This window comes from uncultured Devosia sp. (genome assembly GCF_913055165.1).
GTDB lineage: Bacteria > Pseudomonadota > Alphaproteobacteria > Rhizobiales > Devosiaceae > Devosia.
In genome coordinates this window covers 22035-48981 of the sequence record NZ_CAJXJS010000025.1, presented here as the reverse complement: position 1 = coordinate 48981, position 26947 = coordinate 22035, and the positions used below count along the sequence as shown (strand labels likewise).

Here is a 26947-nt window from a genome sequence, read left to right as displayed (position 1 = left end):
TAGGAAGGAACGGCATAGCCGGAGGTCGAGTTGGGATCGGCAAAGGCGAAGGACTTGCCCTTGACGTCTTCCAGGGTCTGATAAGGGCTGTCGGCGCGCACGGCGATGACAGAGTAGTAGCCCAGATTGCCGTCACCATCGAGCGTGACCGCGACCGGAGCGATGTCTTCGCCCATGATCTTGCGGGCCAGGGCATAGGCGGCGGGACCGACCGAGGCGATCTGCACATGGCCCGAGCGCATGGCTTCGATCACCGCTGCATAGTCAGTACCCCGCACGATGTTGACCGGCACGCCCAGCTCGCGGCTGAGATAATCCGCATAGGGCTGGTTGCGGGCGATGGCATCGGTCTCGTTTTCGCCGGACGAAATGCCGATCGTCAGTTCCGGATACTGCTCGCGCCAGTCCTGGCCCAGGGCCGGGGAAATGAGGGCGAGCGAAACCAGCGCGGCCACAAGGCCACGACGCGTCAGGGTAAGCATGGATGTTGCTCCGATTCTTGGGGTGAGGCGTGGCGGTTAGTGCGCCATCTCCAGTTGTCGTTTGCCGGCCCGATCTGACGGGCCGGTGGCAGCGATGGTCGAGGTCAGGCTCTCGTCCACAACTGTTTCTGAATCGTCACCATAGATCTGCTGGATCATCGCGCCGGTCAGTTGCGCAGGCTTGCCATCGAAGACGACATGCCCATGCGCCATGCCGATGATGCGGTCGCAATAGGCGCGGGCAGCATCCAGCGTGTGCAGATTGGTGATGACGGTAATCTTGTCCTGCTGGTTGATGGTGCGCAGCGCCTCCATCACCAGCCTTGCGTTGCGCGGATCGAGCGATGCAATGGGCTCGTCGGCCAGGATCAGGGTGGGTTTCTGCATCAGCGCCCGGGCGATGGCGACACGCTGCTGCTGACCGCCCGATAAGGTGTCTGCCCGCTGAAGGGCTTGGGAGAGCAGATCGAGCCGGTCGAGCGCCATGGCCGCATTGGCACGGTCGGTTGCCGAAAAATGCTTGAACATCACCGGCATCGTCGCCGCGCTGCCGATCCGGCCGATCAGCACATTTGTCAGAACGTCCAGGCGGTTCACGAGGTTAAACTGCTGGAAGATCATGGCGCAGCGGGCGCGCCAGGCGCGCAGGGCATTGCCGCTGAGACCGCCCACATTGACATCACCCGAAATGATCTGCCCCTCATCAGCAGTGGCCAACCGGTTGATCAGCCGCAGCAGGGTCGACTTGCCGGCGCCGGAACGGCCAATAACACCGACCATCTGCCCGGGGGCGAATTGCGTTGACACATTGTTAACCGCAACCGTGTCGCCGAAGCGCTTAGTGACGTTCTTCAGTTCCAGCATGGTCCACCCCGTGGCGTTGCTATGAATTGAGCCTAGTCCGCCTAGATGACAGCGTTAACTCATTCGAATGACATGCGCGTGACGCTGTTCCGCGCCTGACAGATCGAGCCGACCATCGGCATGCACGAAGCGGCCCCGCGACAGGGTCGCATGCACCTGACCGACGCCCGTCTCCGATGCGATCAAGAGGTCGGCACGCAGCCCGACGCGAATTTCGCCACGATCCTCAAGGCCCAACGCCCGGGCCGGATTGCTCGAGGTGAGGCGGGCGGCGCCGGCAAGCCCTGCCGGATCAGTCTGGGCCAGCACCAGCACAGCCGGCAGCATGGCCGAGGGATGGTAGTCGGCGGCGAGCAGATCGAGCACACCGGCAGCGTGAGCATCGCGGGCCGACAGATTGCCCGAGTAGGATTGGCCCCGCAGCGCATTGGGCGCGCCCATGGCCGTGAGCATGCCACGACGGCGCGCCTCCACCGCTGCCGCGAGCGTCACCGGAAATTCGCTGATATTGGCGCCGAGCTGATCCATGAGCGTGACCTTCTCGACCGTATCGTCGTCGTGGCTGGCGACCGGCACGCCATGCATGGCGCAATATTGAGTGATGGCGCTCAACGTGGCGCGCATGTCCCCGGCAGTCTCCCGCCGGTCGCGGATGCGCTGCTGCAGCTGCTCCATGGCCGCTTCGGGCGAAATGCCCTTGTTCTTGGACAGGGAGGCTGCCTGAAGATCGAGATCACGATACTGGCCTTGACCGGGCGTGTGATCGCAAAGGGAGACGAGATCCACCGAGCCTTCACTGACCAGTTCCTTGACCACTGACAGCGCGGCAGGAAAGGTCACCTCGAAACGCGCATGCACGCGATGGTCGATGAGCAGGTTGGGCCGGGCCGCGACGACGGCACGGATCAGTTCGCTGGTATATTCATAGGAGCGCATATGCCCGTAGGTTGAACCGGGCGCGAAGGACAGCGAGGCATAGGCCGTAGTGATCCCGGCTGTGGCCAGTTTCATGTCGAGATCACGCAGCCCCATATCCATCGGCATGCGGACGCCGGGGCGCGGTTCCATTTCGCGCTCGATCATGTCGCCATGCATGTCAATCATGCCGGCAAGCAGCAAGAGGCCACCACCCTCGATATCGGCATGGGAGACCGGCGCTTCGCTGATCTCAGCGATCAACCCGTCCTCGATACGCAGCGCACCCCGCTCGATGACGCGGTCAGCAAGGACAACGCGGAAATCAGACAGCCACATGTTCGTCCTCCCGGCTATGGTCGGCAACAACCCTGGTGTTGAGATTGATTTCGCGGTCGATGAGGTCGGACACATCACCAGGATGGTGGAACACCCCGATGATGGCCACGCCCTGAGCCTTGAGATCGGCCAGGCGGCGGACCAGCGCGGCGCGCGCGCCGACGTCGAGCGAGGCAGTCGGTTCATCGAGCAGCAGCAGGCGCTGCGGCAGGATCAGCGCGCGCGCCAGGTTCACCTTTTGCTGTTCGCCACCTGAAAAGGTCGATGGATAAGCGCGCCAGAGTTCGGGCCGGACGCCGAACTGGTCGAGCCAGTGCCGGGCCTGATCCAACGCTTCGGTCTGGCTGTGGCCGGCAAGCAAGAGTGGTTCGGCGACGATGTCCTGTGCCGCGACACGCGGTCGGGCATTGAGGAACTGGGTAACGAAGCCGATCTCTTCGCGGCGCAGCAGGGCGATATCGACATCGGCCGCGTTGGCGAGGTCAATTTCACCATGCTGCGAGCGATAGAATACGTGCCCACCCACCGGCAGATAGCTGCGCCAGATGGTACGCAGCAGCGTCGACTTGCCGGCGCCATTGTGTCCGCGCAACAGCAGGAACTCGCCTTCATGGAGCTCGAAACTGACGCCTTCAAAGGCGTGCAGCATGCTGTCCAAATGATACATGCGGAAGGTCTTGGTGAGACCCTGGACGCGCAGGAGGGGCGTGGTTGTCATGGGGTGGGCCTCAGAGCTTGGCGTGGACGAGTTGCTGGGTATAGGGGTGCTGGGGGTCCTGGAAGACCTGGTCCGCCAGCCCCTGCTCCACCACTTCGCCATGGCGCATGACCATGACCCGGTCGGCCATGGTGCGGATAACGCCGAGGTCGTGGCTGACCAGCACCATGGTAATCCGGCGATCGCGCTGCAGGCGTTTGAGCGTATCGAGCACCAGAGCCTGCACCGAAACGTCGAGGCCGGTGGTCGGCTCGTCCAGCAGCAGCAGAGCCGGTTCGAGCGCGATGGCCTTGGCCAGTTGCACGCGCTGCTGCATGCCGCCCGACAATTCGATGGGGCGGGCGTCCATGCGATCGAGCGGAAATTCGGAGGCGTCGAGCGCCTCCCGCGCCTTGGAACGCAAGATTTCGAAGCTGCGCTCGCCAGCGATCAGCAGGCGTTCGGCGACATTGCCGCTCGAGGAATGCTTCATCAGAAGGCCCAGATGCGGGTTCTGATAGACGATGCCGATATGACGCGCGCACAGCATGCGACGCTCGTAGCGGGTGAGGTCGAACAAGTTCTCGTTTTCGCGACCAGGCAGGCGCAGCGTGTAGTCGCCGCTATCGGGAGTGTCTTCGAGGTTCATCATGCGCAGCAGGGTCGACTTGCCCGAGCCGCTTTCACCCACAATACCCATGACTTCGCCGGGATAGACCACGGCATCCACACCGCGCAGAGCCCGTACGTCGCCATAGCGCTTGGAAATGTCGGTCATCCGCAACAGCGGTTCTGCCCGCATGAGGCGAGGAGCGGCACGCTCCAGCGCGGCGGGTTCGGAGATGAGGTTCATGCCGAAAACTCCCCGTTGCGGTACCAGGTATCGCCGATTGCGTCCGGTGCGCCATCAGCGCAATCGATGGCCTTGATGCCCAGATTGCTGTCCGAGACCTCGAACACCGATCCGCCGCCATCCTGCGGCAATTCATTCATGAAGAAGCCGGAGACGCCCGAGCGGCGGCAGGTAAGCGCGGCATGGTCTTCCACCAGATAGGGGCGATCGGAGAAGACCAGCGGTTCCACCCGCGTATAGGGCGGCACGGCATAGAGACGCTTTTCCCGGCCCGCCGAGAGAATGGTCAAGTGTTTCGACATATTGAGTTTGGGCACATCCCAGCGGGGGATGGGCGACGGCGTCATGACGTGGCGACCATTGACCATGGAGGGGTAGGCCGCGCCCTGCATGATGCGGCCCTTGCGCACGATCTGCTCATAGAGCGTCAGCCAAAGCTTGCCGTAATCAGCGTCGGCATGCATCTGCCGGGCGATGGAAATGTTCGGCTCCACGCCACGCAGCGGCTCGGGATTGGGCACCTGCAGCACCAGCACCTGGTTTTCGCGCATGATCTCTTCGGGAACGCGGTGGCGCGACTGCACGATGGTGGCTTCGAGCGTGTCCCAGGTCTCCGAGGCGCCGGAGACGCGGGAGATGAAACGGCGGATCGAGGCGGCATTGACCCCATCATCGGCGCCCTGGTCGATGACCTTCACTACCGAATTTGGGTTCACCAGCGTCAGCGTTACCTGCAGCCCGCCGGTACCCCAGCCACGCGCCATCGGCACCTCGCGACTGGCATAGGGCATCTGGCAGCCGGGCACGGCGATGGCCTTGAGCATCTTGCGGCGCAATTCGCGCTTTGCCGAAGCGTCGAGGAAACCGTAGCTGGTCGCCGCCCAGTCTTTGGTCAGGGTTGCAAGGCTCATATGACGGGCTCCTCTTCGGGCTCGGCGACATAGACGTCACCGGCCGCTTCCGCCGCGGCCTTCTTGGCCTTGGCGTCGCGCATGGCGTCCAGGATCGACTGGAAGGTGACGTAGTGGGGCAATTTGAAGTGAATGCAGAAGCCGGAGGCCTCGACGCTTTCGGTGTGGTAGAGGTAAAATTCCTCATGCACGGCCGAACCAACCGGTGCTTCCGCAGAATTGAGGTCCAGCGTTGCCGCGGCAATCACCTTGACCTCGTTCCAGCCGAAGGTGGCGGCAAAACCCAGTTCGAGATAGCCGCCCTTTTCCTTGGACGTGACCTCGGCCTGGCTGACGCGTACGCGCCCGGCGGAAAATTCCGTGCCGCGCGGATGGCGAACCACCACCTCTGCCTCGGCCAACCGCAATTCGTTGACCGTCGGGTGGGCATTGCCATAGCCACGCTGGGCCGCATAGCCGAGCGCCAGCACACCACCGGTTTCGGCGCGCGCCAGGCTCTGCAACCGGTGTGCCCGTGAGGCGGGAAATAGAAGTGGTTCGCGCGTAAGGTCCGGGATGTCTTGGGGTGCCACATTGGACGCTTCACTCGGGGCGACGAGCCCCTGCTGCCGCTGCCAGTCCGCCAAAGACGGCTGCCTTGCAGGGGCAGGCTGGTCGGCCAGGTCCACGGCAGGCGCGGTGAAGGGTTTGCCTTCGAGCACGTCGGTGGCCAGCACACGGTGCGAATAATCGAGCGTTGGCCCAAGGATCTGTCCACCGGGAATGTCCTTGAAGGCCGCCGAGATGCGGCGCTGGGTCAGCAGCTCGTGCTGCTGAACCGGACGTGCAATGGCGAGGCGTGGCTGGGTGGTGCGCCAGGCCCGCAACACCAGCACGGCTTCGGAGAGCTCGCCACCGGTCTGGGCCAGCGCCAGGGCGGCCAGCTCCTCGTCATAGAGCGAAGCCTCGCCCATTACCCGGTCGATGAGATAGGGCATGGTGGCGCGGATGGTCTCGACGCGGGCAGCATCAATCGTGCCCAGATCCTGGCGGAACAGCCGCTCTGCCTGTTCGATGGCCTTCTCGCCACCGCGGGTTGCAACATATGCCATCAGAGCACCTCCACCTTGGTCGAGCGCGGAATGCCAATGACGGATGCGCCATCGACGAAAAAGCAGTCAAAGCCTTCAGGGTAAGAGCAGAGCAGCTCGCGCATTGCCCAGAATCCGGGCGGCAGCGCCAGACGAACCTCTATCAATCCATTAATTCCGGGACCGGTGAGGCGCAGGCGCTGGCCTTCATGGGGAACCGCGGCGACCAGAGTCGCGCCGTCATCCGGATAGAGTGCACTGCCGCAATTGATCTCGGCGATTTCTGCACTCTCGATTGTACTTACGAACACATGGTCTGCCGTGGCGATCCGGTCTGCCAGCGTCGCCCCGCTGGCCACGATCCGTGCGCGCAGGGCCGGTGTATCGGCAAAGGCAGTGCACTCAATATCCACCAAAGTCTCGAGAATGGATTCAAACCCGGCTTCGGGCAGGGAACGCACATCACCGGGCCGCGACAGCGCCCACATCAGGGCTTCGAAGGTGAGGTTGGAACGCGATTCCAGCCTGTCGGGAGGCGCGACTGTCAGCATCAGAAGGTCTCCATTTCAACGCGCGTGGCCTCAACCTGCCGCATACGCGTCTCGTCAGCCTGCGCCGTGTACGCCTTCTCTTCGGCAAGAAACCGGGCGGTAGCGGCATCGGTGCCACGGACAGTGACGCTAAGATCGATCACGGCCATAGCCATGGCGCGTTCAAGGTCGCGGCCGGTGACCATGCCATAGCCGATATGGCCGGCCCGATCAGCGATCTGGGCTTCGCTCACCAGCACTTCACCGAGGTGAAAATCGACCTGTCCGACCGTGTCGCGCATCGGGACCATGACAAGACCCGTACGGTTGGCAACGACGGTGATCTCACCCATGTCGGCCAGGAGTGTCTCCGCATGACGCTTGAGGGTTTCAGACCGGGCGCGGGCCAGTATGCCCAGCATCTGGGCGTGGTCAGCCCCTCCGGGTGGGGTTTCATTGAACATCGTCGGGTCTCTCGGTGGTCGATATGGTGGGCTGGTCGGTTTCGAAGGTAAATTGCACGCGGTCACCCGCCCACACGGCTTCGGAAAAACCGATAGGCTGGCCGTCGAGATTTGCATCGATCTTCTGCACTACCAGCACCGACTGGCCGGGACGCAGCATCAACATGGCAGCCTCATTTTCCGAAGCGATGCGAGTGAAAACGGTCGTGCGCTGCCGGCGGTAATCGGTGATGCCGTAGGAGCGATAGACTTCGGTGATCGAGCCACTCTCGCGGCGGCGTTCCGGCAGGTCGGCGAAGCGCGCGGCGTCGTGATAGGCCCAGCCCATGCTGATCGGCAAATCATTGGCAAAACCGCGCCAGGAACGGGCATGGACAGGGGCGTCGATTTCGAGCCGGAGCGCGGCGGCAACGCGCGCGCTGGCCGGCAACGTCATTTCCGCCAGCGTCTCGCCCGAGGCGGTCAGACCCTGACTCATGAGGTTCTCATGCCAGCGGGTCCGGGTGCCGATGACATAGTTGAGCAGCGGCGCGCGCTCGACAAAGGTGCCGCGACCATGTTCGACCCGGAGCTTGCCCTCGGCGACCAACGCCGCCAGAGCCTTGCGCAGGGAATGGCGGCGCGCGCCGTAGAGCACGCAGAGTTCCGGCTCGGACGGCAGCCGGGTGTCGGCCGCCAGCCGCCCAGACGCTATTTCTTCGCTGATCCGGTCCCGGGTCTCTTCCCAGGAATGTCCTTGACTTCGCATTTCGTCCACTCATTCGAATGAGTTTGTTCTAGCGAGCCGAAGTGACAGTGAAATGACGGTATCACTGCGCTGCGACAGTCCTGCGTCGACACATTCGAATGAGATGGCTTTTGTCGTCGCCCTGTCACGCAGGCTGGGTAGGAGACGGGGGATCGACCTTCCTAACGTCACCGGGACCGACGCCATGCCGACCTATTTCCGGTTTGATCCGACCTCCGTCAGTGGTGTGACCCAAGGCAACGGAGACCCGGTATGAGCGGCATTTTCGTCGCCGTGGTCGGTGCCAGCGGGGTGGGGAAGGACAGCCTCATCGGCTTCGCCCGAGAGCGGCTGGTCGACGACGTTTCCGTGGTCCGCAGGGTCGTGACGCGCCCGCCTGATGGCGATAGCGAAGATCACGTCAGTCTCACCCCCGACGCTTTCGCTGCAGCAGACCAGGCTGGCCATTTCGCATTGAGCTGGCAGGCGCACGGCCTCCAATATGGTTTGCCGATCACGCTTGAGGCTGACCTGGCGGCAGGGCGCCTCGTTATCGCCAATCTGTCGCGCGCCGCCCTGCCCCGCCTGCTTGCACGCTACCCCACTGCCCTAGTTGTGGAAGTCACTGCCGTACCCGAGATCATCGCGCAGCGCCTGACCAGCCGCGGTCGCGAAGCGGAAGAAGAGATTCGCCGTCGCATGAACCGTTCCGTCGATCACCCTCTACCGCCCAGTTCCATCCGTATCGACAATTCCGGAGACCTGGCCGTGGCCGGGACCCGTTTCACCGCCTTGTTGCGCGACCTGCTACGCCAATCGGCTTGAGGACCAGACAATGAAAAAGCTCAGCGAAACGCCCTTCGTTCACGACACGGCCCGGGTCAATCAATCCACACTCGGGCGGTATACCGAAGTGGGCGCGCGCTGCCACGTGGCCTGGTCGAGCCTGGGCGATTATTCCTATTGCGTCGGCGGCACCCAGATTGCCTATGCGACCATTGGCAAGTTCTCCAATATCGCCGCCAATGTGCGCATCTATGCCTCCATGCACCCGATGGAACGCGCCTCTCTGCACCATTTTACCTATCGCTCAGCCCAGTATTTCGACGGCGAAGAGGACGATCAGGCGTTCTTCGACTGGCGCGCCGGCAACGACATCCAGATCGGCCACGACACCTGGATCGGCCATGGCGCCGTCATCATGCCTGGGGTGAAGATCGGCAATGGCGCCATCATCGGCTCCAACGCCGTGGTGACCAAGGACGTCGCCGATTTTGCCATTGCTGTGGGTGTGCCGGCGCGGACCATCCGCCAGCGCTTCTCAGATCCGGTGGCAAGCCGTCTCGATGCGCTCAAATGGTGGGACTGGAGTCATGAGCGATTGCACCAAGCGCTGCCCGACTTCCGTTCCCTTGGCATTGAGGCCTTTCTGGACAAGTATGAGGCCGGGGCGCGGCCCGACCTCGTTGGTGCCTCGAAATAGGGGTGGGATAGGACCGACGGACCCATACTCTCACGCTCTGAGCTTGCTCAGCGGTCATGCGACACAGCGTCCAAAGCGCACCCGTTCCCTAGGCTATCGTGCCGGCGATCAACCCTGCCGGCAGTCGCAGCGACATCGCCGTGGTAATGCCGTAGATGAAGGCCAGGGCAATGGCGGTCAGCACTGCCGCCCGCAGCACCGGGGCCTTGCCGGCCAGGATCAGGAAGGCGGGCATGAAGACCAGCATTGCCCCCAGAAAGCCCAGCACCCAGATTCCGAATACAACGACTGCAAACATGCCGAGATACAGTTCCCGTCCAGACCAGCGACCCGACAAGGCCAGAGCGGCATCGTCATCATGCAGCGCCGTCGGATGCGAACCGAATAGATGCGTCAGCACCCAGAGCGCTCCGCCTGCCGCCAGCAACCCCACAGTCAGAGGGAACACCTGTCCCAAGAAACTCAGCCCCATCGCATTGATGATGCAAACGGCGGCCACGCCCAGGAACAGCGCAGCCAGGGCAAACTGGCGAGGCCGGGTTTGCACAGCGGCCGGATCGGTTTCCCCTTCGCTCGATATCTCGGAGCCCTTCCGCAGTCCCAGGATGACCGAGACAACCGTGATCGCGGCGATGATCAGGACACCTGGCCGAGTCACCCAGCCCCAATCGTAGAATTGGACGGCCTGGTAGAGATAGCCTTCCGCGCCGGGTGCCAGGACAAAGCCGATCAGCAGCGCCGGGCGCGGCCAGCCAAAGCGCCGCATATAGAGCCCCACGGCACCCATGACGACTAGAGCCACCAGATCCTCCATCGACCTTGTCGCCTGGAAGGCGGCGAACATGGTGATCATGATCATGAACGGGGCGAGATAGACGAATGGGATTTGGGTGAGCTTGGCCACATAGCGGGCCAGGAAAACGCACAGACCTGCGCCCACAATATTGGCAAGGGCCAGCGACCAGATGATGGTGTAGGTCAGGTCCAGTCGGGTTTCGACCAGCGTGATGCCCGGCTGGATGCCCAACAGCACCATGCCGCCCAGAAACACGGCCATGGAGCCCGAACCTGGCACGCCGAACAAAAGTGTCGGCACGAGTGCTCCGCCCTGGCAGGCATTGTTTGCAGACTCAGGGGCAATTACCCCGCGAATGTCGCCCTTACCGAATTGGGATTTGTCGCGGCTGGTCTGCACGGCGTGGCTATAGGCGATCCAGTCTACCACGGCACCGCCCAGCCCTGGCAGCGCGCCGATAACACAGCCCAGCGCAGCGCAGCGGCTGACCAGCCAGGGATGACGCAGGACGTCGCGCAGGCCCTTGAGCCAGCCACCACCCAGCCCGGTCGTCTCGGAAATGGCAGTACCGCGCTTGAGCAGGTCGATGATCTCGGGAATGGCGAACAGCCCCATGGCCACGACGACGAGCGGGATCCCGTCGTAGAGATAGTCGATGCCGAAGGTCATGCGCGGCTCTGCCGTCGCTGGCGCTGTGCCAATGGTGCCGATGATCAGGCCAAGGCCCGCCGCCGCTATCCCCTTGGCAAGACTGCGACCGGACAATACCGCCACCATGGAGAGCCCGAACAGCGTCAACATGAAGAGTTCGGCGGAGGAGAAAGACAGGACCAGCGGTCGCGCGGCCACGATGGCCAATGACAGGACGAGCGCCCCGATCACGCCACCGAAGAGGGAACTCGCGAAAGCTGCAGAAAGCGCCCGCGCCGCCTCGCCTTTCTTGGCCAGCGGAAACCCGTCCAGGACCGTGGCCTGGCTGGCGCTTGACCCCGGAATACCCATCATCACCGATGTGAAGGTATCACCGGTCGGGATGACCGCGACCATGCCTATAAGCATGCCGAGCGCTGAGGCAGGGTCCATGCCGTATAGAAAGGGGAGCAGAATGGACATGCCGGCGATGCCGCCAAGTCCCGGCAGGATGCCGACAATCAGGCCGATCAGGACACCAACGACCAGAAAGGCGATGTGCTCCACAGCCAGGACCTGGCTTAGCGCAATTAGTGCTGCATCCAACATGCTCATTCCTCCCGTAGGATTGATGCCGGCAAGCCTCCTCCGGGGCTTGCCGGCAGACCGTCACAGACTGACGTTGAACTCTTCCTTGAGCCAGGTGATCAGGAAGTCCTTGACCGACGGATCGATCTGCAGCGCCTCGGTCAAGGCGGCATCGGCCTCCGGTCCCACAAGCTGCACATAGGCTCCCAGCTCTTCACCGGCACGCGCCCGGAAATCGGGAGCGTCCACAATAGATTGCGCGGCAGCGCCATATGCGGCGATGATCTCGCTGGGCGCATCACCTGGGACGACCATCATCTTTTGGAGCGAAAAACCGGCCAGCATCAGCGACTGCCAGGCCTCATATGCTTGCCCCTCGGGTGCTGCACCGGTGGCTTCTTCGAAGAATTCCACAAAAGTGGGCAGGTCCGGGAAGGACGGATCGCGGGACACAGAGCCATCGGCATTGACCACTCCGAGCGAAAACAGCGGCACGGCCTTGCCTGCCTCGACCAGCGGCACAACGCTGCTCAAATAGGCCGGAGTGGTCTGGAAGTCGATGCCGGCCTCGCCGCGCTCAAATGCCAGTCGGCCGGCGCCGCGGCTTTCCATGCCGAAGACGGGCCGGATGTTCAGGCCGAGCATCTCGAAGGCCAGCAGTACCGGCATTTCCAGACCGGTGGCGCTTTGGGCCGCAAAGCGGATTTCCGTACCGCGAAGTGCTTCAATGTCAGCCGGGCTGGTGGCGCCATATTCAGGCGAGACATAGACCACGCCGCCGGTAGGAGACGCCAGCACGGCGGTCCAGTCTGCGTAGTCATACCGGACGCGCGGATCGCCAAGAATGGCCGGGAACTGCGTCGAAGCGGAAGTACCCAGGATTTCGAGCCCGTCTGAACCGGCACGAGTGGCGAACTGGTTGGCGCCGGTAATCGAGCCGCCGCCGGGTACGTTCAGCACCACCACATTGGGATTACCGGGCAGGGCCTCGGCGAATTGCGGAGCAAAGAAGCGCGCCCACACATCAGTGCCGCCACCAACGCCAAACGGAATGGTCCATTCAACAGTTTTGCCACTGAAATCCTGCGCTCCGGCGGTCCCGGCAAATGCGGAAAGCGTGGTTGCGCAGACGAGCGCAACACGAAGGCTAATGGTTTTGAATCTGCTCACGGTTTTCTCCTCCTTGTAAGCATAGATCAGGCAGCGGCGTCGCGCACATGCACGAAACCCTCGAAAATGCGTCTGGCGGTTCGGATCAGCGACACCCGGACGACTTCGCCAGTCTCAAGATCCTGTTCGATCTCCACCGGAGTGGATCCGGATGGATGTTCGATCATCAGCAGTCGCCGCCCGTCTGCGTCGGGCGCCGGCAATTCGGCCACATCATGGGCCACTGTTCCGGCCGTGCAGCAGGCAGCGGCTATGCACACGGCACCGGTGACGGCAACCGCCGAGTGGCACGCATGGGGTACAAAGTAACGAGCCCGGATAGTCCCACCGTGTTCGGGAGACGAAACCAGGATTGGCTTGGGTATGACCAGTGCTGATACATCGCCTAGGCCCATGGCCTCACCAGCCATGCGCCGCACCCGCTCCAGGCGGGACATGAATGCGAGATCGCCATCCAGTTCTGCGGGTGCTTCCCCCCCGGTTTTGCCGAAGCTGCGCGCGTCAGACAGCATTGCAGCGACGGCCATGTCGACAAGGCTAAACTCAAGACCGTCAATGGTGTCTCGGGGCTTGCCCGTGGGGAGAAAGCGGCCAGTCTTGGAGCCGGCGGCATCGAGGAAGGCCAGCCTGATTGGGGCGGCCGTGCCTGGAACACCGGCAATCGACATGCTCCCCTCGTAATGCACCTGTCCCGCAGGAGTCTCGACTATGGCTTCGACCAGCTTCCCCGTGTTGACATTGTGGATGACCAGCCGGGTCAGCGGGTCACCAGCGGGAATCAAACCACTTTCGATCGCAAAAGGACCGACCGCGGCCAGCATGTTTCCGCAATTGGGGGCGGTATCGACGAGCGCGCGCTCCACATTCACCTGCGCAAACAGATAGTCGACATCTGCGCCCGGAACCGACGAGGGCCCCACAATCGCGACTTTGCTGGTCAGAGAATTGCCGCCGCCAATGCCATCAATTTGCAGTGGATGACCAGATCCAAGCGCGGCGACCAGAATGGCGTCGCGTGCTTTGGGATCGGCCGGAAGGTCCGAGGCCAGGAAGAACGGACCACGCGACGTGCCGCCACGCATCAGGACGCAGGGGATCTTTGTCATGGTGGCACTCCTTCAATCGGTCGCCCTCCGACCGTCGAACAAGCCTTGCCACCAGCGTTCTATTGTGTGAAATGCATTTTTCGCACTCATTTATGCATGTGACACATGAACATTGATCTGGAAGACCTTAGCGCCTTCGTCGCCACCGCCGAGATGCGTAACTTCGGGGCGGCAGCCGAAAGCATCCACCTGTCCCAGCCCGCGCTGACCCGGCGCATCCAGAAGCTGGAATCCGCTTTGGGGGTCACGCTTTTGGAGCGAACCACCCGCCGTGTCGAACTGACAGCTGTCGGTCGCGACTTCCTGGTCCGCGCCCGACGGCTGCTGGACGACTTCGAATCCTCGATCCTGTCGATGCGCGAGATCGCCGAGCGTCGGTCGGGTCTGGTCAGCGTCGCCTGTATCCCTACGGCGGCGTATTATTTCCTCCCTGACGTCGTTCGGGCCTTCAACCAGGTCTATCCGTCCATTCGCATCCGCATCGTCGACGATGGCGCCAACGAGGTGCTGCAAAGTGTGCTCAACCGGGAAGTGGATTTCGGCATTACGCTGCTCGGTGCTGACGATCCCGACGTTATCTTTGCGCCGCTGGTGGAGGAGCCTTTTGTGCTGGCGTGCCGCAAGGATCACGAGCTCGCATCGCGCGACTCTGTGACGTGGACTGATCTGGCAGGGCATCGCTTCATCACGGTCGGGCGTTCAAGCGGCAACCGGCTCATCATCGATTTGGGATTGGGCCAAGCCGGCATACGGCCGAAATGGTTCTATGAAGTTCAGCACCTCTCCACGTCATTGGGCCTTGTTGAAGCAGGACTCGGCATTGCCGCGCTGCCGCGCATGTCCCTGCCCTCCGAGGAACACCCCACGATTGCCATCATACCGCTCGTCGATCCCGTGGTGACCCGAACGGTGGGACTGGTTCGCAGAATTGGTGCAACGCTCCCCCCATCGGCGGAGCGCTTCTATGCGCTGATGACAGAGCGCTGGCAGGACCGCTAGGCAGCGTTCACGCAGCCAACAACACTGCCCAATACTGAAGTGAGGCACCGGAACCGGGGCTACCGCCGGAATAGAACACCACCAACCCACCCGGTCAGCAATGCCACAAGGATAGTGGCAAAGCCGTAAAGGGCTGGGTTTGAGCGCGCGAGATCGGCAACGTAGCGTTCAAACCCCTGGGTGCGGACGGTATAGCGGGTCGTGCCTTCCCCTACGATTTCCCCATCTGCCACGACAAAGGCGCGGGCAAGGTAAAGGCCGTTCGTGGCGTTCGAAGCAATAGGCACGCGCACCGAGAATGCACTCGGCGTCAGCATGACCACGCCCCTTTCGGCCATGGAGAAGCGATCTGCCGCCCTCATGAGCTGGACGAACTTCGAATCAAAGGTCTGGTCGCCGGACTCGATCCGCTGTCTCGCAGCCAAGGCCTCAAGATCAAACTGGGGCAATGCTTCCAGGCCAAGCTGTGCCAGCGGACGCGACGAAAAGACACCATAATAGCCTGGAACCCGGTCGTAGCGAGCAGACGCTGCGTTCAGCACGAAGCCGAACTGACGTTGTTTTTCGCGAACGACCCAATCGGTTGAGGGGCCCTGGACGACCACGACCACCCCATAGTTTTCGGCTTCGCCGGGCGGCGGATCAATCGTTCCAAAAAGCGTCACGGCCTGACCGCGGAAATTTGAATGGACAGCAACAACCGGGTCGGAATTGGTCATTGTCACCTCAGCCTGAGCCCAGGCGAAGCCACAAGTGAGTAGCGTGAGGATTAAGCCTGCAAAACCCGCCAGCCTGTTCATCACCCCTCACCAAAGCCAAGTTGACTGAGTGTAAAAGGCTGAGCCGGTTCAAGAAGCAGCCCAAGGCCGAAGCGAATAGCAATCGCGAGGATCAAGACAGCCAGCAGAACCCGCAGCCGTTCTCCGGGCAAGTGCTGCCCGGCCGAGGCGCCGAACTGGGCACCGGCCACACTGCCCACCATCAGGCAGAAAGCAAGTAAGGTATCGACGGACTGTGTCTGCAGCGCATGTAGGAAGCATGTCACCGCCATCACAGCGAGCAGATGCAGAAGCGAGGTCCCAACGACCACCTTGCCAGGCACCCGCAGAAGGTAGACGAGCGCCGGTACCAGCACGAAGCCGCCGCCAATTCCCAGCAACGCCCCGATAACGCCAATGGCGAAACCAATCAGGACCACGGGGATGATCGAAATGTAGAGTTGGGACTTGCGGAAGCGCGTGCGCATTGGAAGTCGCTGCACCCAAGGGGCTTGCCCCGGCTGCCGCCTGCGCACCGCGGTCATTTGGTTTTTGCTTCTGATCAGGGCGCGCAGGGACTCGACGAACATCAACGACCCAACCGAGCCCAGGAGGAGCAGATAGCCGAGCGACAAGAACAGATCGAGTTGCCCAAGGGCACTCAGCACACCGAAAATCCAGACACCCAGGGTAGAACCAAAGACACCACCAAGAACGAGATAACCGCCCATCTTGATGTCCATGGCGCCGCGCCGGAAATAGGACAAGGCGCCTGAAGTGGATGAGGCCACCACTTGCGCTGTCACCGACGCAACGGCCACCGGCGCGGGTACCCCGGCAAAGAGCAGCATAGGCGTCAGCAGGAAGCCGCCACCCACGCCAAACAGTCCCGAAATAAAGCCTATAGCCGCACCGATCCCGAGCAGAAAGAAGAGGTCGACGGAGAGTTCGGCAATGGGCAGGTAGATCGGCATGCTTCTGCCAGTGCAAATAGCGTTACGACCACGTCCCGATTTCGGAACGTAGACAGGGACCAGACAACAATTTCGAGGGGCTCACCCCTCAAGATCAGAGATCGTAGGCGACACGGAAGCCGGCATTGCTGGCGGCACTGTCAGGCGAGAGAGCCATGCGCGCCGCAATGCGGTAGCGATAGCAATAGGAAATGTGACAAAGAAATGAGCCACCCTTGAGCACCTTTTCCGAGTGCTCGAGGGCCTGGGCGTTGCGCAAGCGGGCCGGCTTCGACAGGGAACGCACCTTGAACGGGTCGGCGGTCCATTCCCACACATTGCCGGCCATGTTGTAAAAGCCGAGCGGATTTGGTTCGAAGCTTTGGGCGGGTGCGGTGCGTTCATGACCATCGGCAAGCGTGTTGCTATGCGGAAACTGGCCCTGCCAGATATTGGCATAGATGGTGTGGTCGTTGGGCTCAGCATCACCCCAGGGGAAGCGCCGCTTCTCGCCGCCGCCGCGGGCAGCATGTTCCCACTCCGCTTCCGTCGGGAGACGTCCCCCAACCCAGTCTGCAAAGGCCCCTGCATCGGTCCAGGAGACTTGTGTCACCGGATGGTCCATACGGTTTTCGATGCTGCTGCCCGGCCCCTCTGGTCGACGCCAATTGGCACCATCAACACTATGCCACCAGGGAAGGCCTGAGCCCACGGCGGTCGCGGAGGCCAAGTGCTCCTGGTCGCCAAAGAACACAGCGGCCCAACCGAACCGTTCTGCTTCCGTGATGTAGCCGGTGGCGGCCACAAACTCGGCGAAGCGCCCAACAGTGACTGTTGTGGCTTCAAGCCCGAAGTCCTTCAGCATGACGATGCGTTCCGGCCCCTCCCCGTCCAGTGGAATTTCGGGCCGGTCGGTTCCCACGAAGCTGCGGCCACCCGGCACACGGATCATTCCGTGGGGCGCTCCTGACCGCTCCACCGGCGCAGCAGCACTGGGCGCGATGGCGGTATCGAGAGCCCGGGATGGACCGCAGCAGGAACTCAAGGCTGCATCTCCAGCCGCCTCGGCAATTCCACAGTCTGCATATCGCAAATCGTCTCTGTATCGGTGCCAAGTCGCAACTGGTAAGCACCTGGCTCGGCAATCCATTTGCGTGAAGCGACATCGAAATAGGCAAATGCCCGCGCGTCCAGATCAAGCTCGACAAGGCGCCTTTCGCCGGCCGCAAGGGACACCTTGGCAAACGCCTTCAGTTCCTGCTTCGGCCGGCTGATTGAAGCGGATTGCGGAGCCACGTAGAGCTGGGCGACAGTTGAACCGTCGCGTTCGCCCACATTGGTTATCTCAACCCACGCCTTGACCCGCCCATCGGCAACGCCGGAGAGGTCCAGCGCGAGTGGGCCATAGTCGAACTTGGTGTAGCTCAGCCCGAAACCGAAGGGAAAGAGCGGCTTGATGCCGTGCTGATCGTAGTGTCGATAGCCGACAAACACGCCCTCGCGATATTCTACCTGACCATCGAGGCCAGGATAGACGCGCGGGTCCTGGCTGTAGGCAGGATTGTCGGACCATTGGACCGGGAAGCTCTGCGCCAGCCTGCCGCCGGGCTCTGCCTTGCCAAGGAGGACATCGGCGATTGCATTGCCGGTTTCCTGCCCGGCATACCAGGACTGCATCACACCAGCGACGTCATCGAGCCAGGGCATTTCAACCGGTCCACCGGTCTGCAGCACCACAATCGTTCTTGGGTTGACACGGGCCACTGCACTGACGAGCTCATCCTGCCGGCCCGGCAATTGGATGCTCTCAAGATCGCTGCCTTCTGTATCCCATTCACCGTTACGACCGACAAAGACCAGCGCCACATCGGCACCTTTCGCGGCGGCGGCGGCCTCGGCTATCTCGGCGTCGCCCATGGGCAGGCCAATGCCCATACGAAAGGCGGCAAGGCCGAGCAATGCTTCGTCCTTGGTGGCAAACTCAATGGTGATTTCGACGGGCGAGCCGGCTTCGAGCGCAACCTCGCCAACGACCTCGTCACACCCCTCTTCAAAAAAGGTGCGCCCCTTGGTCCAGTTGGTCCAGGCATCGACCACAAGCCTTCCATCGACCAGCACCCTTGCCTTGCCGGCCGAGGCTATACCAACCTGGTAGGCACCGGACTTTTCCGGGACGTAGGTGCCGGTCACGCGGGCAGAGAAATCAAGAGCAGAAAGCTTGCCGCTCGCCACCCTTCCGATCCAGAAGGTCTCGGCGGACTCCAGTGTCTCTTCCCCTTCCACCGAGCCGGATAGATCGCGACTTCCAAAGAACTCGACCTTGAGCTTGGTCCGCAGCAGCGGCTGGAAGCGGTCGTTGCTGCAACCCGGCGCATAGGAGAGCTTTTCGACCCCGACAGCCTCAACGAGACCGTCCCAAGGGCTGACGCGATAGTGTGGATTGATCTGTGAGGAACCGCCACCCATGATCTGGGCAATCTTGGCGTTGGGGCCAATGACAGCCAGCTTCTGGCCCGGCTCCAGCGGCAGTACCCCGGCATTCTTGAGCAATACTGTGCCCTCAGCGCCGGCCCTGCGGATCAGCGCCCGCGTCTCCGGTCGATCGTCAGCCGTCTCCGAATACTCTCGGGTGTTATGTAAAGCGCCGGTCCATTCCATAACCTTGAGCACTGCACGGACGCGCTCAGCAATGGTTTGACGGGACACGTGTCCAGCCTCGACGGCGGCAACCAACTTGGCACCACGATCGCGCGGCGGTCCTGGCATTTCCAGGTCCAACCCAGCATTGACCGTTGGCTCGGTCGTGTGAGAACCGAACCAATCGGACATGACCAGTCCTTCAAAGCCCCATTCGCCCCTGAGGACGTCAGTGATCAGCCAATTGTGCTCGGAGGCATAGGTGCCATTGACCTTGTTGTAGGCGGTCATCACGCCCTTGGTCCCACCCTTCTTCACGGCCAGTTCGAACGGGATGAGGTAGACTTCTCGCAAGCTGCGCTCGTCGATGACCGAACTCATTGTGGTCCGCTCAATCTCCGATTCATTGCCCGCAAAGTGCTTTACCGTTGCGGCGATGCCCTGACTTTGCAGACCTTGAATATAGGCCGCGCCGAGTTCGCCGGTGAGGATTGGATCCTCGGAATAGCACTCGAAGTTGCGACCATTGGTGACTGATCGCTGGATATTGACGGTTGGCGCCAAGAGCATATGGGCGCCCTTGGACTTTGTTTCGGCCGCGAGAGCGACGCCGACCTCGTATAGAAGGTCGACATTCCAGGTCGAGCCCAGGCTGATCCCGACAGGAAAGGCGGCAGCCTTGACGCCGCCGAGCAAACCTCCCCCACCGCGCGCACCATTGGGTCCGTCCGATACGCGGAATTTGGAGATGCCCAAACGCTCAACGGCAGGCAGCGACCAAAAATCCTCCCCTGAGAGCAGGGAAACCTGCTCTTCCAGGGTCATTGCGGAAATCAACTCGTCAATAGTCATCTGGTTCTCGTCTGTCACACGGCAAGGGCGGCCAGCACCTCTGCGCTATCATGTTCAGGCACATCGCCAATCTTTGCCATCTTGGCATCAAGTTTGGACAACATGGTGCGGAACACTTCGGCATATGCTGGGTCTTTTGCCACATTGATCAGTTCGTGCGGGTCCTGGACACAGTCGAACAATTCCCATTCCGGCGGTGCACCATTGGGACGCGCACCGAGCTGGCCAAGGTCATCGTTATACCAGTAGATCAACTTGTAGCGGGTGTCCCGTACGCCATAGTGGGCCCAGCACTCATGAATTTCGTCATTGTGCATCCAATAGCGGTGATAGGTCAGTTGATCCCAGTCAGTCGGGGTTTGGTTTTCCAGCACCGGACGCATGGAGCGCCCCTGCATATAGCTGGGGATTGGTAGGCCCGCATAGTCGAGGAAGGTGGGCGCAAAATCGACATTGCAGGCAATGTCGGCGCTGACGGACCCTGGTTTAATGGCGGCCGGATAGCGGACGAGGAACGGCATCTGCAGGCTTTCCTCGTACATGAAACGCTTGTCGAACCAGCCGTGCTCTCCGAGGAAAAAGCCCTGATCGGACGTATAGATAACCAACGTGTTCTCAGTCAGGCCATTTTCGTCGAGATAGTCAAGCAGGCGACCGACATTGTCGTCGATGGACTGTACGGTACGCAAATAGCGCTTCATATAACGCTGATATTTGAACTCGGCGAACTTCTGCGGATCGGTGAAGGTGAAGTTCTCGCCCGTCTCAGCGCAGATGACCGTGATGCTTTCCCCCTCATGCAACTCGGGTACCTTGCGCATCCACGGGATGAAATCGAGCATCAGCGACCCGACCTGTTCGGCAGGTCCAGAGGGCGTTACGAGGCCCAGGTCCTCATAATTCATGTCCGAACGGATGCGCATCTTGGCCGCGGCAGCGGCGGCAGCCCGGCTGGAATAGTCATCATTGAAGGTTTCGGGGAGCGGAATGTCCTCATCGGCCCAGAGATGGTTGTATTTTGGGTCCGGCTCGAAATTGCGGTGGGGGGCCTTGTGATGACACATCAGAAAGAACGGCTTTCCGCCGGATTTCTCAATGAAATCAATGCTCATGTCGGTGATGATGTCGGTGGCGTAGCCCGGAATACGGCGACGCGAATTGTCCGGAAAGATAAACTTGGGGTCCCAGTAATCCCCCTGCCCCGGCACCACGGCCCAGTCGTCGAACCCGGTCGGATTGTGCGCCAGCCCCTCGCCCATATGCCATTTGCCGAACATCCCGGTGCGATAGTCGCCAGCCCGCAAGTGCTTGGCAACATTGGGCAAACGATTGTCGATCTCGGTGTAGAGCGTGGTGACGCAATTAACGTGATTATAGGTGCCGGTGAGGATCGCGGCGCGACTTGGCGTACAGATGGAATTGGTGACATAGGTTGCGTCGTGACGCATGCCCTCATTGGCGAGCCGGTCGAGATTGGGCGTCGAGTTCAGCCCGGACCCATAGGCCGATATGGCCCGGGAGGCATGGTCGTCGCTCATGATGAATATGATATTGGGTCGCACGATAAGGCCCTGAAACCAAGAGTTATTCAGCGGGAACGACAGACTGGAGCGAGGCTTCGATCTGGTCGAGGCGGCTCTTGTCCAAATGCGGAACCATGCCGGCGATTTCGAGCAGCGTCTTGTCGTTAAAGATGCTCGGAACGGACGGACCACCGAGCGCTGGCAGCGCGTCAACAATGATCGACCGCGTGTCCGAATTGGTCAGCAGACTGTTGACATCGACAGTTGCAATGACTGCGTCGCGAGCAAAGTCATGCACCGTGGGGCCGCGCCGCTGGCCCTTCTCGATTTGCTCCCATTGTTTTTCGACCAACAGGTGAGCTTCGGTGACGTCACCCTCGGCAGGCAATCCCAATCGCTGGTACTGACTTGGCGGCGCATCATTGTCGCGCATCACGTCGACAAGCAGTTTTGCCATGCGCAATTCGAGCGCCGTATCACGGAGTGGTGTGGTCTGGCCCGGATCGTTTTCGAGGTCATAAAGCAGCGTGCCGAACTCACTCGGCCCACGCATGGTCCAGCCAGGCATACGCATGACGGGTGCGCCCTTGGTGAAAGAGAAGCCCGGCATCAACTCAGCCTCGGCGAACTCCTTTGGTTCAAAGCGGGCACGCATGTGTGTGGGCATCAGCGTGTGCTCGAACAGCGGCCGGTTGGTCTGGTCAGCCGAGGCGCGCATATAGACATAACGGCCATCGGTGACGCTGACATGGCCGCCAAAATTGCCGAACAGACCGGCTTCGCGCACGGGGACATCGCGGGCAACGGCATCCTTGAGCGGCTGACCCTTCATATCCTTGGTTGGCGCCAGTCCGAAGAAGTCGAGCAGGGTCGGTGCGATGTCGATGGTCTGGATCAGAGCTTCGCGCCGCTCCCCGGCGACGCCGGAGCGCGGATCCCAGACGAAGAATGGCGTGTGAATGGTTTCGTCATACCAGGGCATGACCGACTTGCCCCACCAGCCACGCTCGCCCAGCATATAGCCATGGTCGGTGCACACGATGAGCATGGTATCGTCCCACATGTTCTTTTCGTCCATGAGGTCGAGCACGCGGCCCAGGTTGGCGTCGCACATCGAGAGCAGCGCCAGATAGCGCAGCTTGGCGTTTTCGACTGTGCTCCCGGACTCGGTGACACGCGCATAGGGCGGCCAATCGAAGTCCTCGCCATTGCCGAGCGGGCTTTCGGGATAGAGCCGGTGATACTGGTCGTAGCTGAAAAAGGGCTCGTGCGGGTCGAAGGTTTCGAGCTGCAGCATCCAGTTGTCGGCACCGGCATTGGTGTCGATGAATTCGAGGCCGGCATCGAACGTCAGCGTCTGGGGGTGATCGGTTTCGTCCTCGAGATAGGTGCGGTTGATGCCGTCCTGGTTCTGCATCCGGTACAGCACATCCTTGAGACGGGTGCTGTCATTCCTGTCGACAACACCTTTCCAGAGGTCGCCCTCCTGGCCACGGAAGAACTCGTAGCTTGAATAGCGGTTGTGATAGGTCGCACCGCCATCTTCCCAATAGTGCTGATGGTCGGTGATGAGATGAGTATAGACGCCGTTGCGGCTGAGGATTTCCGGCATGGAGTCGTCGAAGGGCTCAATCGGGCCCCAGGATCGATGCAGGAAGTTGTAGCGGCCGGTATGCATCTCGCGGCGCGCCGGCATGCAGGGCATGGAGCCGGCATAGCAGCGGTCGAATGTGGCGGTGCGGGAGGCCAGCCTCGAAAAGTTGGGGGCATGGGCGTGTTCATAGCCATAGGGCGGCAGCATGCGCCGGTTGAGGCTATCGAACATGACAATGATGGCGCGCATGGCATCAGGCTCCGGTATTCAGGGCACGCAGGGCCGCACGACGATCGGCCTGACGCACGGGATCAGCGACAGGCGCAGCCAGCAGCAAACGCTTGGTGTAGTCGTGTCGGGGATCGGCAGTGACCTGATCGCATCCGCCGAATTCGACAATCTCGCCCCCGCGCATGACGGCAACGCGGTGGCTGATATGGCGAACCACCGACAGGTCATGGCTGACGAAGAGATAGGCGACGCCGGTACGGTCCTGGATTTCGACGAAGAGATCGAGCACGCGCTGCTGGGTCGAAAGATCGAGGGCAGAGACCGGTTCGTCGCAGACGATCAGGTGCGGCGACAGGGCCAGGGCCCGGGCGATGGCGACGCGCTGCCGCTGGCCGCCCGAGAACTCACGGGGATATCGATAGGCAGCGTCGCTGGGCAGGTTCACCTGATCGAGAAGCGTGCGGACGCGGGCCCTCGCCTCTTCTAGGCTCGCCTGGCGTCGGGCAACGATCGGCTCGACCAGAATATCTTCGATGGTCATCGACGGATTGAGGGATGTGTACGGGTCCTGGAACACAGCCTGGATGGAAGCCGCATTGCCCTTGCGGTCACGCGGAGCGACGCCGGCGATATCGTTGCCTTCGAACAGGATACGGCCGGAGCTGACCGGACCGATGCCCAGGATGGCGCGCCCGAGCGTCGTCTTGCCCGAGCCACTCTCGCCCACCAGGCCCACGGTTTCACCTGGGCGCACAGTCAGGTTGACGTTTTTGAGGACGTGGTGGGCACCGAACTTGGTGTTCACATCAATGCATTGAACAATCACATCGTCGCTCATGCTGAAATTTCCTTGAGCGTGCGGGGGGCATAGGTGCGGGGCGTTACGTCATCGAGTACGGCGCCGAGCAGCATCTTGGTGTAGTCATGCTGGGGATTGGCAAAGAGCGTGCGCACATCGGCGGTCTCGACCACCTGACCGTCCTTCATCACCGAAACGCGGTGGCAGATGTCGGCGACGACGCCGAAATTGTGAGTGACCAGGATCACCGACATACCCATCTCGGCCTGAAGGTCTCGCAGAAGTTCGAGCACTTCGGCCTGGACCGTGACATCGAGCGCGGTGGTCGGTTCGTCGGCAATGAGCAGGTCGGGATTGCAGGAGATCGCACGGGCGATGAGCACACGCTGCGCCATGCCACCCGATACCTGGTGCGGATAGGCCTTAAAGGTGCGCATGGGATCCGGCATACCGACCTTGGCAAGCAGTTCAAGCGCCCGCGCCTTGGCTTCAGACCTCGAAATGCCGAGAACAGTCATCATCGGTTCGGTGAGCTGGAAGCCGATGCGGAAGGCCGGGTCGAGATTGCTCATCGGCTCCTGAGGCACATAGGCGATGCGCTTGCCGCGCAGCTTCTGCATCTCGTCCTCGGGGAGGTTGGCGATGTCACGACCATCGAACCAGATCGAACCGGACAGGATGCGACCACCGGTCGAGAGCAGGCCTAGGACGGAGAAGGCCGTCTGGGTCTTGCCCGAACCGCTCTCACCAACAAGGCCCAGCACTTCGCCCCGCCGCAGTTGCAGCGACACACCCTTGACCACTTCGGCCCAGCCGGCCTTGCCGGGATAGCCGACAACGAGGTCGCGGATATCGAGCAGCAGGTCGCTCTCGGTGGGTGCCGCGCCGACCGGCTTGGCTTCCACCTTGGGCATCTTGGAGACCGACGCCGTCCGGTTGCCCTGCTGCAGCCGGTCGCGAATGGCATTGGCCAGAAGCACGAAGGAGGCAACTGTGATGGAGATGGCGAGGCCCGGCCAGAGGATCGCGGTCGGGACCACGAACATATTGGCAAAGGCGTCCTGCAGCATGCCGCCCCAGGTCGGGACGGACGGATCGCCCAGGCCGAGGAATTCGAGGCCCGCCTGGATTACGATCGAGATGCCGGCCACGATCGAGGTCTGGATGATCACCGGAGCGCGGATGACAAGCAGGATATGGCGGGCGATGATGCGCATATCCGAAAGGCCGGAGACACGGGCTGCATCGACATAGAGTTCGTGCTTGACCCCATTCACCAGATTGCGGGTGAGCCGATAGAAGCCCGGCGAAAGCATGATGCCGAAGATGACCATCGACACCTGGATGGACGAACCGAGCGACTGGTAGAAGGCCAGGAGCACGATGAGGGCCGGCAGGGCCATGAGGCCATCGGCAATCCAGCTCATGACGATCTCGCGGCGGCCACCGAAATAGCCGGCGAAGAGACCGGCAGTAACGCCGATTGCCGCAGCAACGCTGAGCGCGATCAGAGCACCGATCAGGGTGTTACGGGCGCCAAAGACGAGACGGCTGAAGATGTCGCGGCCCGAGCCATCGCCACCGAGGAGATAGCCATCGCCCGGAGGGGCATTGATCTTGAAGATCTGCAAATCGCCAGGCGCGAACGGCGCGATCAGCGGAGCGAACACAGCCGTTGTGATCACCAGAACCAGAAGGATCGCGGCAATGAGCCCGAGCGGATTGGTGAGGACGGAAAGCACGAGGCTTTCGCGGCCGGAAGTGGCGGGCGCCGGAGCGGGAGTAGCGGCGGACATCAGAGGCGTACCTTGGGATTGACCCACGCATTGGTCAGGTCGATGGCAATATTTACGATGACCACGAGGATGATCATGGTGACGACGACACCCATGAGGATCGGAATGTCACCCGAAAGCGCGGCCTGAACGGTGATGGAGCCGAGCCCGGGAATGGCAAAGACGCGCTCGATGATGGCCGCGCCGCCCAACAGGCCGATGAACTGCAGAGACAGCACGGTCAACGCTGCCGGCATGGCATTGCGCAAGGCGTGGCGGAAGAGCACGGAGGAGGGCTTTATGCCCCCTGCCCTCAGCGTGCGCACGTAATCCTGACGCAGTGCGTCGATCATGGCGCCACGCACCTGTTGGGAAGCCGAGGCAATGCCCGAAAGCACCAAGGCTGCCACTGGCAAGGTCAGGGAGGCCAGCCAGCCGGTGGGCGACGTCGTGAAATCGGTATAGCCCGTAGCTGGCAACCAGCGCAGGTTCAGCGCAAAGACAACGACCAGGATCAGGCCCAGCCAGAAATTGGGCAGCGAAAAACCGACAACGCTGATGACCTGTATGGCGCGGTCGGCCCAGCCGCCCCGGACCGCCGCCATGATACCGAGCAACGCCGACACGACACCGATAATGGCCGTGGCGAGAATGACCATGGACAGGGTGACGGGCAGGCGGCCCGAAAGGATGCGGGCTACGCTTTCGCCCAGCGTCCAGGACTGGCCCAGATCGCCATGCAACGCGCCGGACACCCATGACAAATACTGCTCGTAGAGCGGACGATCGATGCCGAGTTTCTGCTCTAGGGCCGCAATCTGCTCGCTGGTGGCGTTTTCGCCCAGAATATTCTGTGCCACGTTGTCCGCGCCACCAAAGACCATGACGAAGGTCAGCGTCGTGACGAGGGCGAGGAGAACAAGGCTGGAAGCCAGGCGTTTGGCGACGTAGTTAAGCATCACTGCCTACCCATCCGCCACAGCGCGGCGTTGCGACGCGGGCGGTTTGCCCGCCCCAACCTGACATGCTCATCAACTGATCCTCCATCGCCCGGCACCATTCGGTTTCCCGGCTGTTGTTCAGTTGAGATAGCAAGCTTTGCGATGCACAGATAATGCAAAGAGTGACCTCAGCGATAAGCCAGACGCATCGCGGGAGGCGCTTGGGCGTCTATAGGCGCGATAGTGCCGGCCCGGCCGGA

The 26947-nt window shown here is 61.7% G+C and carries 25 protein-coding genes; 3 read left to right on the top strand and 22 right to left on the bottom strand.

The genetic code is table 11. The features are described 5' to 3' along the window. The 10 genes from phnD to phnF form a co-directional block, all read right to left on the bottom strand. A partial coding sequence (phnD, locus tag QZ564_RS10195; RefSeq protein WP_297108832.1) for a phosphate/phosphite/phosphonate ABC transporter substrate-binding protein occupies positions 1 to 482 on the bottom strand: 482 nt, incomplete at its 3' end. Between the two features lie 36 nt (positions 483 to 518). After that, positions 519 to 1346 (bottom strand): phosphonate ABC transporter ATP-binding protein, encoded by an 828-nt coding sequence (gene phnC / locus QZ564_RS10190; protein WP_297108829.1) that lies wholly within the window; start codon positions 1344 to 1346, stop codon positions 519 to 521. Positions 1347 to 1400: 54 nt separating this feature from the next. Then, positions 1401 to 2600, bottom strand: coding sequence for an alpha-D-ribose 1-methylphosphonate 5-triphosphate diphosphatase (locus QZ564_RS10185; RefSeq protein WP_297108826.1), 1200 nt, complete (start codon positions 2598 to 2600; stop codon positions 1401 to 1403). After that, on the bottom strand, positions 2587 to 3318 hold the full coding sequence (locus QZ564_RS10180; protein ID WP_297108823.1) for an ATP-binding cassette domain-containing protein: 732 nt from the start codon (positions 3316 to 3318) through the stop codon (positions 2587 to 2589). The genes QZ564_RS10185 and QZ564_RS10180 overlap by 14 nt, the downstream gene beginning before the upstream one ends. Positions 3319 to 3328: 10 nt before the next feature. Further along, positions 3329 to 4150, bottom strand: coding sequence for an ATP-binding cassette domain-containing protein (locus QZ564_RS10175; protein WP_297108820.1), 822 nt, complete (start codon positions 4148 to 4150; stop codon positions 3329 to 3331). Next, complete coding sequence (locus tag QZ564_RS10170; protein WP_297108817.1) at positions 4147 to 5061, bottom strand: alpha-D-ribose 1-methylphosphonate 5-phosphate C-P-lyase PhnJ; 915 nt, start codon at positions 5059 to 5061, stop codon at positions 4147 to 4149. The genes QZ564_RS10175 and QZ564_RS10170 overlap by 4 nt, the downstream gene beginning before the upstream one ends. Then, complete coding sequence (locus QZ564_RS10165) at positions 5058 to 6152, bottom strand: carbon-phosphorus lyase complex subunit PhnI (protein WP_297108814.1); 1095 nt, start codon at positions 6150 to 6152, stop codon at positions 5058 to 5060. The genes QZ564_RS10170 and QZ564_RS10165 overlap by 4 nt, the downstream gene beginning before the upstream one ends. Continuing rightward, positions 6152 to 6682 carry a phosphonate C-P lyase system protein PhnH gene (gene phnH, locus QZ564_RS10160; protein WP_297108812.1) on the bottom strand — a complete coding sequence of 177 codons (531 nt, stop codon included), beginning with the start codon at positions 6680 to 6682 and terminating at the stop codon, positions 6152 to 6154. Before phnH ends, QZ564_RS10165 begins: the two co-directional genes overlap by 1 nt. Further along, a complete protein-coding gene (locus tag QZ564_RS10155) occupies positions 6682 to 7125 on the bottom strand; it encodes a phosphonate C-P lyase system protein PhnG (protein WP_297108810.1) in 444 nt (147 codons plus the stop codon). Before QZ564_RS10155 ends, phnH begins: the two co-directional genes overlap by 1 nt. Then, the gene (gene phnF / locus QZ564_RS10150) at positions 7115 to 7873 is read right to left on the bottom strand and encodes a phosphonate metabolism transcriptional regulator PhnF (RefSeq protein WP_297108808.1); all 759 of its coding nucleotides are present in this window, start codon (positions 7871 to 7873) and stop codon (positions 7115 to 7117) included. The genes QZ564_RS10155 and phnF overlap by 11 nt, the downstream gene beginning before the upstream one ends. 252 nt (positions 7874 to 8125) lie before the next feature. On the opposite strand from phnF, the gene phnN reads away from it, so the two are divergent. Both phnN and QZ564_RS10140 read left to right on the top strand, forming a co-directional pair. After that, on the top strand, positions 8126 to 8677 hold the full coding sequence (gene phnN / locus QZ564_RS10145; protein WP_297108805.1) for a phosphonate metabolism protein/1,5-bisphosphokinase (PRPP-forming) PhnN: 552 nt from the start codon (positions 8126 to 8128) through the stop codon (positions 8675 to 8677). 10 nt (positions 8678 to 8687) lie between these two features. Continuing rightward, the gene (locus tag QZ564_RS10140; protein ID WP_297108802.1) at positions 8688 to 9335 is read left to right on the top strand and encodes a DapH/DapD/GlmU-related protein; all 648 of its coding nucleotides are present in this window, start codon (positions 8688 to 8690) and stop codon (positions 9333 to 9335) included. Between the two features lie 88 nt (positions 9336 to 9423). On the opposite strand, the gene QZ564_RS10135 is transcribed toward QZ564_RS10140, so the two are convergent. Genes QZ564_RS10135 through QZ564_RS10125 form a run of 3 tightly spaced genes read right to left on the bottom strand, consistent with a single transcriptional unit; the run spans position 9424 to position 13625 of the window. Beyond that, positions 9424 to 11370 (bottom strand): tripartite tricarboxylate transporter permease, encoded by a 1947-nt coding sequence (locus tag QZ564_RS10135; RefSeq protein WP_297108799.1) that lies wholly within the window; start codon positions 11368 to 11370, stop codon positions 9424 to 9426. A 60-nt stretch (positions 11371 to 11430) separates the two neighbouring features. After that, entirely contained in the window at positions 11431 to 12519 is a 1089-nt protein-coding gene (locus tag QZ564_RS10130) for a tricarboxylate transporter (protein WP_297108796.1), read from the bottom strand. Between the two features lie 26 nt (positions 12520 to 12545). Beyond that, entirely contained in the window at positions 12546 to 13625 is a 1080-nt protein-coding gene (locus QZ564_RS10125; protein ID WP_297108793.1) for a 4-oxalomesaconate tautomerase, read from the bottom strand. A 105-nt stretch (positions 13626 to 13730) separates the two neighbouring features. Here QZ564_RS10125 and QZ564_RS10120 point away from each other — a divergent pair, with 105 nt between their 5' ends. Then, positions 13731 to 14624, top strand: coding sequence for a LysR family transcriptional regulator (locus QZ564_RS10120; RefSeq protein ID WP_297108790.1), 894 nt, complete (start codon positions 13731 to 13733; stop codon positions 14622 to 14624). A gap of 59 nt (positions 14625 to 14683) precedes the next feature. Here QZ564_RS10120 and QZ564_RS10115 read toward each other — a convergent pair whose 3' ends face one another. The 9 genes from QZ564_RS10115 to QZ564_RS10075 all read right to left on the bottom strand — a co-directional run bounded on the left by QZ564_RS10115 (position 14684) and on the right by QZ564_RS10075 (position 26705). Further along, positions 14684 to 15343, bottom strand: coding sequence for a TIGR02186 family protein (locus QZ564_RS10115; protein ID WP_297108787.1), 660 nt, complete (start codon positions 15341 to 15343; stop codon positions 14684 to 14686). 80 nt (positions 15344 to 15423) lie between these two features. Beyond that, positions 15424 to 16356 (bottom strand): sulfite exporter TauE/SafE family protein, encoded by a 933-nt coding sequence (locus tag QZ564_RS10110; protein ID WP_297108784.1) that lies wholly within the window; start codon positions 16354 to 16356, stop codon positions 15424 to 15426. A 94-nt stretch (positions 16357 to 16450) separates the two neighbouring features. Then, positions 16451 to 17287: a formylglycine-generating enzyme family protein gene (locus tag QZ564_RS10105; protein ID WP_297108781.1), complete on the bottom strand. Its 837-nt coding sequence runs from the start codon at positions 17285 to 17287 to the stop codon at positions 16451 to 16453. Between the two features lie 89 nt (positions 17288 to 17376). Then, positions 17377 to 19824 (bottom strand): glycoside hydrolase family 3 C-terminal domain-containing protein, encoded by a 2448-nt coding sequence (locus QZ564_RS10100; protein ID WP_297108777.1) that lies wholly within the window; start codon positions 19822 to 19824, stop codon positions 17377 to 17379. Positions 19825 to 19838: 14 nt separating this feature from the next. Then, positions 19839 to 21386 carry a sulfatase gene (locus QZ564_RS10095; protein WP_297108774.1) on the bottom strand — a complete coding sequence of 516 codons (1548 nt, stop codon included), beginning with the start codon at positions 21384 to 21386 and terminating at the stop codon, positions 19839 to 19841. A gap of 22 nt (positions 21387 to 21408) precedes the next feature. After that, positions 21409 to 23190: a sulfatase-like hydrolase/transferase gene (locus QZ564_RS10090; protein WP_297108771.1), complete on the bottom strand. Its 1782-nt coding sequence runs from the start codon at positions 23188 to 23190 to the stop codon at positions 21409 to 21411. 4 nt (positions 23191 to 23194) lie between these two features. Next, positions 23195 to 24010: an ABC transporter ATP-binding protein gene (locus QZ564_RS10085; protein ID WP_297108767.1), complete on the bottom strand. Its 816-nt coding sequence runs from the start codon at positions 24008 to 24010 to the stop codon at positions 23195 to 23197. Further along, the gene (locus QZ564_RS10080) at positions 24007 to 25767 is read right to left on the bottom strand and encodes a dipeptide/oligopeptide/nickel ABC transporter permease/ATP-binding protein (RefSeq protein WP_297108764.1); all 1761 of its coding nucleotides are present in this window, start codon (positions 25765 to 25767) and stop codon (positions 24007 to 24009) included. Before QZ564_RS10080 ends, QZ564_RS10085 begins: the two co-directional genes overlap by 4 nt. Continuing rightward, on the bottom strand, positions 25767 to 26705 hold the full coding sequence (locus QZ564_RS10075; protein WP_297108761.1) for an ABC transporter permease: 939 nt from the start codon (positions 26703 to 26705) through the stop codon (positions 25767 to 25769). Before QZ564_RS10075 ends, QZ564_RS10080 begins: the two co-directional genes overlap by 1 nt. Positions 26706 to 26947 lie beyond the last annotated feature (242 nt).

Coding starts and splice junctions, on each gene's coding strand:
- phnH (WP_297108812.1), bottom strand. CDS start 6,682: ATGCTGACAGTCGCGCCTCCCGACAGGCTGGAATCGCGTTCCAACCTC.
- phnF (WP_297108808.1), bottom strand. CDS start 7,873: ATGCGAAGTCAAGGACATTCCTGGGAAGAGACCCGGGACCGGATCAGC.
- QZ564_RS10085 (WP_297108767.1), bottom strand. CDS start 24,010: ATGAGCGACGATGTGATTGTTCAATGCATTGATGTGAACACCAAGTTC.
- QZ564_RS10125 (WP_297108793.1), bottom strand. CDS start 13,625: ATGACAAAGATCCCCTGCGTCCTGATGCGTGGCGGCACGTCGCGTGGT.
- QZ564_RS10100 (WP_297108777.1), bottom strand. CDS start 19,824: ATGACTATTGACGAGTTGATTTCCGCAATGACCCTGGAAGAGCAGGTT.
- QZ564_RS10180 (WP_297108823.1), bottom strand. CDS start 3,318: ATGACAACCACGCCCCTCCTGCGCGTCCAGGGTCTCACCAAGACCTTC.
- QZ564_RS10170 (WP_297108817.1), bottom strand. CDS start 5,061: ATGAGCCTTGCAACCCTGACCAAAGACTGGGCGGCGACCAGCTACGGT.
- QZ564_RS10090 (WP_297108771.1), bottom strand. CDS start 23,190: ATGCGCGCCATCATTGTCATGTTCGATAGCCTCAACCGGCGCATGCTG.
- QZ564_RS10075 (WP_297108761.1), bottom strand. CDS start 26,705: ATGCTTAACTACGTCGCCAAACGCCTGGCTTCCAGCCTTGTTCTCCTC.
- QZ564_RS10165 (WP_297108814.1), bottom strand. CDS start 6,152: ATGGCATATGTTGCAACCCGCGGTGGCGAGAAGGCCATCGAACAGGCA.
- QZ564_RS10120 (WP_297108790.1), top strand. CDS start 13,731: ATGAACATTGATCTGGAAGACCTTAGCGCCTTCGTCGCCACCGCCGAG.
- phnC (WP_297108829.1), bottom strand. CDS start 1,346: ATGCTGGAACTGAAGAACGTCACTAAGCGCTTCGGCGACACGGTTGCG.
- QZ564_RS10175 (WP_297108820.1), bottom strand. CDS start 4,150: ATGAACCTCATCTCCGAACCCGCCGCGCTGGAGCGTGCCGCTCCTCGC.
- QZ564_RS10115 (WP_297108787.1), bottom strand. CDS start 15,343: ATGACCAATTCCGACCCGGTTGTTGCTGTCCATTCAAATTTCCGCGGT.
- phnN (WP_297108805.1), top strand. CDS start 8,126: ATGAGCGGCATTTTCGTCGCCGTGGTCGGTGCCAGCGGGGTGGGGAAG.
- QZ564_RS10185 (WP_297108826.1), bottom strand. CDS start 2,600: ATGTGGCTGTCTGATTTCCGCGTTGTCCTTGCTGACCGCGTCATCGAG.
- QZ564_RS10080 (WP_297108764.1), bottom strand. CDS start 25,767: ATGTCCGCCGCTACTCCCGCTCCGGCGCCCGCCACTTCCGGCCGCGAA.
- QZ564_RS10155 (WP_297108810.1), bottom strand. CDS start 7,125: ATGTTCAATGAAACCCCACCCGGAGGGGCTGACCACGCCCAGATGCTG.
- QZ564_RS10110 (WP_297108784.1), bottom strand. CDS start 16,356: ATGCCGATCTACCTGCCCATTGCCGAACTCTCCGTCGACCTCTTCTTT.
- QZ564_RS10105 (WP_297108781.1), bottom strand. CDS start 17,287: ATGATCCGTGTGCCGGGTGGCCGCAGCTTCGTGGGAACCGACCGGCCC.
- QZ564_RS10140 (WP_297108802.1), top strand. CDS start 8,688: ATGAAAAAGCTCAGCGAAACGCCCTTCGTTCACGACACGGCCCGGGTC.
- QZ564_RS10135 (WP_297108799.1), bottom strand. CDS start 11,370: ATGTTGGATGCAGCACTAATTGCGCTAAGCCAGGTCCTGGCTGTGGAG.